We start from the raw sequence: 6,000 nt of genomic DNA on the forward strand, positions 1-6,000 counted from the left end.
CCGCTACGGCCCTGCGTCGCCGTCGATCCGCTGGGGGTTCCGGGTGGACGTGACGGCCGGACGCATCGGCCGGACATGAGCGCAGTGCGATTGTGCACTTCTTTTCGGTGAACCTCCCTTCCTGGCTTCTCGTAATCACGGGCGTCAGTGTCGATGGTCCGTCTTCGTTCGATGGAGGACGCTCCCTTCCGCGTGATGTCGGGGCCGTCCGTCCGGACGGAGAGGGACCGATGCCACAGTGGTGGAAGGAGCAGGTAATGCCGCAGGTACACGAGGAGCCCGAGGGTTACGAGGCGTCCGAAGGCCAGGTCATCAAGAGGGCCGCGACATTCGCCGAGGCGCTGTCTCGGACCAGCACCGGATCCGGGTTCGAGCTCGATGAGATGTACGCGAGCGAGCCCGCCCTCCCGCCGGCACGGTGGACGGCTGGATCCCTCGTCCAGTCTCCGCGTTCGTCCGACGCCGAACTGGTCGCCGTCGCGTCGATGGCCTCGCTTCAGCCGGGGTCGGCGGAGCCGTCGGTCGGGTTACGGCGACGGGTCACGCTGACGGATCTCCATGCGGCGGTCCGGAGGAACTCGATCGAGTTGGGTGTGATCGCTGAGGAACCGAGGCCGGTGCGAGCGGGTAGCCAGGTCAACGACAGGGACCTGAGCCAGGAGGATCCGCCGGAGCCGGAGGCGGAGGCCGGCGCGCGGAGCGCCGGGTTCCAGAGCCTCAAGGACATGCAGCAGAAAATTCTCACGCACGCCCCGCAGAATCTTGAGATGGGTGGCAATTTCCTGGCCACCCTCGGGGCGCTGATCGACAGTAAGCCGGTCGTGATCACCGGATCGAGCCTCACCCTGGCCAAGGCCGGTGCCGAATTCGCGCAGGCGTATCAGGACAAGAACTGGCGCAAGATGGCCGTCGCCAGCGGAAACATCGGTGTCGGAGGGATCAATCTCGCCGCGTTGGTGACCGAGAGCGAAACGATCCTCCAGGGCACCGCAGGTATGTTGGCGATCACCGTGGCCGTGGCCGACCAGTACCTGAACAGGGACCGGAGCGAGGTGGCGCGTGCTCGGCGCGGCGAGGACCTGGAACGGCGCGGGTCCGGTCTGTCCGAGCCGTCGGCCGAAGGCCGGGGCACCACCCAGGGGGGCACCTCGACGGGCGTGGTCCTCCCTCCCCAACGGGGGACGAACACGACGAGGGGGCGGGGAGGTGCGCGCCGCTGAGGTCGGCCCGTCGTACACGGATCCGAGTCGGCGGTGGCGGTCCGGTCGGTGGCCGGATGCCCGGCGGGTGGCAGGTCCCGCCGGGCGCGGCCCACTGTCGTCGTGGGACGGCAGGGCCCGTCCGGTCAGCCGGCGGCGAGCCGGTCCAGGGTCCAGGCGTTGACGAACGCCTCCTCCTTCCAGGCGTCGTACCGACCGCTGGGGCCGCCGTGACCGGCCCCCATCTCGGTCTTGAGCAGGTAGTCGCCCTGCGGGGCGGTGGCCCGCAGTCGGGCGATCCACTTGGCGGGCTCGTGGTAGAAGACCCGGGTGTCGTTCAGGCTGGTCACCGCCAGGATCGGGGGGTAGTCCACCGAGGCGACGTTCTCGTACGGCGTGTACGACTTCATGTACGCGTACACCTCGGGGTCGGCCAGCGGGTTGCCCCACTCCTCCCACTCGGTCACGGTCAACGGCAGTGAGGGGTCGAGGATCGTGTTCAGCGCGTCCACGAACGGCACCTGGGCGACGATCCCGGCGAACGCGTCCGGGGCCAGGTTGGCCACCGCCCCCATCAGCAGACCGCCGGCCGACCCGCCCCTCGCCACCAGCCGGTCGGTGCTCGTCCACCCGGCTCCGACCAGGTGCCGGGCGCAGGCGACGAAGTCGGTGAAGGTGTTCCGCTTGGCCAGCAGCTTGCCCTCCTCGTACCAGCGGCGGCCCAGTTCACCCCCGCCCCTGATGTGCGCGACGGCGAAGACGACCCCCCGGTCCAGCAGGGAGAGCCGGGTGATCGAGAACCAGGGATCCATGCTCGCCTCGTAGGAGCCGTACCCGTAGACGACGCACGGGGCGGAGCCGTCCCGTGGGGTACCCGCCCTGCAGACCAGGGAGATCGGGATCCGGGTGCCGTCGTCGGCGACCGCCCAGTCGCGGTGCTGCTCGTACGCGGCCGGGTCGAACTCCCGTCCGTCCGGGCCGGGGCGGACCGGCTTGCGTCGACGCAGCACCGTCTCCCGGGTGACCAGGTCGTAGTCGTAGACGGAGTCCGGGGTGACCAGCGAGGAGTAGCGCAGCCTGACGGTGCCGGTGCGGTACTCCGGGTTGCTGTCCAGCCCGACGCTGTAGATCGGCTCCGGGAAGTCGATGTCGTACGAGTCGGAGGTGCCCGCCGGGAGCACCCGGAGCCCGGTCAGCCCGTTGCTGCGCAGCGAGACCACCAGGTGGTTGTCGAACGCGTCGACCGACTCCAGTCGGGTGCCGGGGGTGTGCTCGATCAGCGGCGTCCAGTCGCCCGGCGCGTCCGCCGAGGTGTACGCCAGGGCGAAGTCCTCGGCCCCGTCGTTGTGCAGGATCAGGAACCGGTGCCCGTGGTGTTCGACGGAGTATTCGACGCCCTGTCGGCGCGGGGCGACGACGGCCGGCTCGCCGGTCGGGTTCCCCGCCGGGATCACCAGCACCTCGCTGGTGATCTTGCTGTGGATGTCGATCAGGACGAACCGCTCCGAGCGGGTCAGCTCGACCCCCACCCAGAACCGTTCGTCGGCCTCGGCGTGGACCACCACGTCCTGGTCGGCCCGGGTGCCGATCACGTGCCGCCAGACCCGGTCCGGCCGCCACGCCTCGTCCACCGTGACGTAGAACAGCACCGAGGCGTCCGCCGACCAGGCCGTGCCGTAGAAGGTGCCGGGGATCTCGTCGGCGAGGACCTCGCCGGTGGCCAGGTCCTTCACCCGCAGGGTGAACCGCTCGTCCCCGGAGAAGTCCGTGGAGTACGCCAGCCACCGGCCGTCCGGGCTGACGTCGAAGGCTCCGAGGGCGAAGAAGTCCTGCCCCTCGGCGAGGACGTTGCCGTCGAGCAGCACCTCCTCACCGTCGAGCGGTGCGCCGTCGACGCTCACCGGCGGTTCGGTCTCGCCGTCGCGGACCGCCCGGCGGCACTGCACGCCGTACTGCTGACCCTCGACGGTTCGGGTGTAGTACCAGTGGCCGCCCTTGCGGGTGGGCACCGACAGGTCGGTCTCCTGGGTCCGCAGGCGGGTCTCCTCGAACAGTTCCGTCCGCAGCCCGTCCAGGTGGGCGGTGCGCGCCTCGGCGAAGGCGTTCTCGGCCTTCAGGTAGGCGACGGTGTCCGGGTCGTCCTTGGCGGTGAGCCAGGCGTACTCGTCGACGACCGTGTCGCCGTGGTGGGTGCGTTCGGTGGGGACCCGCTTGGCGACGGGTACGGGGATCTCGGTGGTCACGGCGTCACGTTACCGGCCGGTCCCACCGGTTTCCGCTCACGACGGCCACCGGGGGGTGACTCGCCGCTCACCGTCGGCAGTCGTCGGGTGTCCGACGGTTCGCTGTCCGATTCCGGCTCACCGTCGGGTCTACTGCCGATTGTGGGGTCGCGCCGGGGGCATCGATCGGTCACAGTGGACGACGGTGGTGGTGTGACGTGAACCCAGTGGGGGTGCTTTCAGTCATGAGATCGATACGGTTCGTCATCAGCCTTCGTACACCTGTACGATGACCGGCATGTCGGGAGCAACGAGTTCGTCGATGGGGCGGTCGCTGTCCGCGAAGGTGACCGATCGGCTTCAGGACATCTGTGGTCGGTCCTTCGCCCGCCTCGCCGGGGCAGCGGACGAGGTCGCGGGCCAGTTGGGCCACTGGGTGGCGGCACCCGGTGACGTGTCGGCGGCGACGGAGGTCCTCCGCCTCGCCGCCGAGTGTGAACTGAGCGTGGTGCCGCGCGGTGCCGGGACCAAAATCGACTGGGGCTCCACTCCGGCCCGGGTCGACATCGTGTTGGACACCGGGCGACTCGCCGGTTTCGGTCATCATCGTGAAAACCCCTCGGAGATCGAGGTCGGTGCGGGCACCCCGTTCCGCTCGATCCAGGACCGGTTGGCCCGGTCCGGCCAACGGCTGTCCTTCGATCCGCCGTCGACGGGTGCGGGTGCCACCCTCGGCGGGGTGCTCGCCGCCGGCGAGGCCGGTCCGCTGCGGTTGCGCTACGGCGGCCCCGCCGACCAGGTGACCGAGCTGCGTCACCTGAACCCGGACGGGGTCCTGCGGGTCGTCCGCACCGACGTCGGCGGCCCCGGGCGCGGAGCACGCCGCTCCCGTCCGACGACCACCAACCTGCCACCCGACGTCCGCGTCGACTCCGCCTGGGCGAACGCCGACACCGGGGGGTGGCCGACCGACGCCGGCGAGCAGATGGGCCTGCTCTGCGGCTCCAACGGCGGGCTCGGGCTGGTGGTGCAGGCCACCCTGCGGACCCAACCCCTTCCGGAGACCCGGATCTACGTCGCCCGGCCGGTCGCCAACCCCCTTGAGGTGTCCGACCTGGTCGGCGAGGTGCGGGCCGCGGACGTGGGAGAGTCGGCGATCGAGCTGGACCTGGCCGGTGGTGCGGAGCTGAGCCAGTTCGTCAACGCCGAACACCCCTCGGTGGCCGGTCGGTCCGCCCTCGGCGCGGGCAGCCTGGTGGTGCTGGTCGAGGGGGAGCGGGCCGACGTCGACGACCGGGTGCGGAGACTACGCAGGGTCCTGGGCGGCCGGGTGACGACGAGCTCGGGCGCACCGCGCTGGTGGGGGCGGTACCCCTTCGGCACCGGCGACGTGGTGTTGCGGATCGAAGCCGAACCCCGACACCTGAGCTCCGCGATGTACGCCTTCGTCGACCACCTGCGGACTCCGGTGCCGATCCGAGGATCGGTGGCCGCCGGGGTGGTGCACGCCGTCCTTCCGAGCCCGTTCGTCGCCGCCGAACGGGTGGTCTCGGTCGTCGAGGTGCTCCGCCGGCTGCTCCTGCTGCGGGAGGGCACGTGTGTGGTGGTGGCGGCACCGGCCGGAATCCGTGAGCTGGTCGACCTGTGGGGCGGCCTGCCCGGCCTGTCCCGACTCGGCGAGATCAAGGAGCGGATCGATCCGGCCCGCCGACTCGCCCCCGGTCGTCTGCCCGGCGGCCACTGACCCGGTGGTCACGTCGCTGCCGGTCAGATGGCGTCGTTTCGGAGCACCAGTATGGCGATGTCGTCGCGGGGTGCCTCCACCGAGAAGTTGATCGTGGTGGCGCGCAGTCGGGCGGCGACCACGTCGGCGGAGTAGCCGGCCAGCGGGGCGGCGGCGTCGCGGAGCCGGTCCGCCCCGAACAGCTCCCGGCCGCGACGCCGCTCGGTGACCCCGTCGGTGAAGAAGATCAGCGAGTCACCGGGGGCCAGGGAGAGTTCCGTCGTGGGCGAGGTGATCGAGTCGAGCAGTCCCAGCGCGGTGCCGGTGGTGCCGATGAAGGCGGCCCCGCTGTCAGCCTGCAACAGCACCGGCCGGTCGTGGCCCGCCAGGTGCAGCGAGACGTCGAGTCGATCGCCGTCGCCCGGCCCGATCGACGCCAGGGCGAGGGTGCAGTACCTGCCACCGCCCCTGTCGACGAGCGTCTCGTTGAGCCGGGACAGCACCTCCGGCAGGGGCTTGCCGTCCCCGACCAGCACCCGGATGACGTCCCGGACCAGTCCGGTCACCGTCGCCGCCTGCACCCCCTTGCCGGAGACGTCGCCGATCACGACGAGCCATCCTCCGTCCGGCAACGGCAGGACGTCGTAGAAGTCGCCCCCGACGTCGGCGTCGTCGCCGGTGGGGACGTACTCGGCGGCGAAGCCGATCCCGTCCACCACCGGGAGCGCCGGCGGCAGCAGTGACTGCTGGAGCGCCTGGGCGATCCGGCGGCGTTCGGCGTGGATCCGGGCGTTCTCGATCGCCAGGGCCGCCCGCCGGGCGACGTCCTCCAGCACGGCGACCTCGTCCGGGTCGT

Annotated in this window: 4 protein-coding genes; 2 read left to right on the top strand and 2 right to left on the bottom strand. The window is 71.0% G+C overall.

Going from position 1 to position 6,000, the window contains the following annotated elements; translation table 11 throughout:
* The first annotated feature begins 257 nt into the window (after positions 1–257).
* Positions 258–1,220 (top strand): hypothetical protein, encoded by a 963-nt coding sequence (locus tag ABT336_RS19380; protein ID WP_350898011.1) that lies wholly within the window; start codon positions 258–260, stop codon positions 1,218–1,220.
* A gap of 125 nt (positions 1,221–1,345) precedes the next feature.
* On the opposite strand, the gene ABT336_RS19385 is transcribed toward ABT336_RS19380, so the two are convergent.
* Positions 1,346–3,442, bottom strand: coding sequence for a S9 family peptidase (locus ABT336_RS19385; protein ID WP_350898012.1), 2,097 nt, complete (start codon positions 3,440–3,442; stop codon positions 1,346–1,348).
* 277 nt (positions 3,443–3,719) lie between these two features.
* On the opposite strand from ABT336_RS19385, the gene ABT336_RS19390 reads away from it, so the two are divergent.
* Entirely contained in the window at positions 3,720–5,165 is a 1,446-nt protein-coding gene (locus ABT336_RS19390; RefSeq protein ID WP_350898013.1) for an FAD-binding oxidoreductase, read from the top strand.
* Positions 5,166–5,188: 23 nt separating this feature from the next.
* On the opposite strand, the gene ABT336_RS19395 is transcribed toward ABT336_RS19390, so the two are convergent.
* On the bottom strand, positions 5,189–6,000 hold an 812-nt coding region (locus ABT336_RS19395; protein ID WP_350898014.1), incomplete at its 5' end, for a PP2C family protein-serine/threonine phosphatase.

Source organism: Micromonospora sp. NPDC000207 (assembly GCF_040300925.1).
In the GTDB taxonomy this organism is placed as follows: domain Bacteria; phylum Actinomycetota; class Actinomycetes; order Mycobacteriales; family Micromonosporaceae; genus Micromonospora.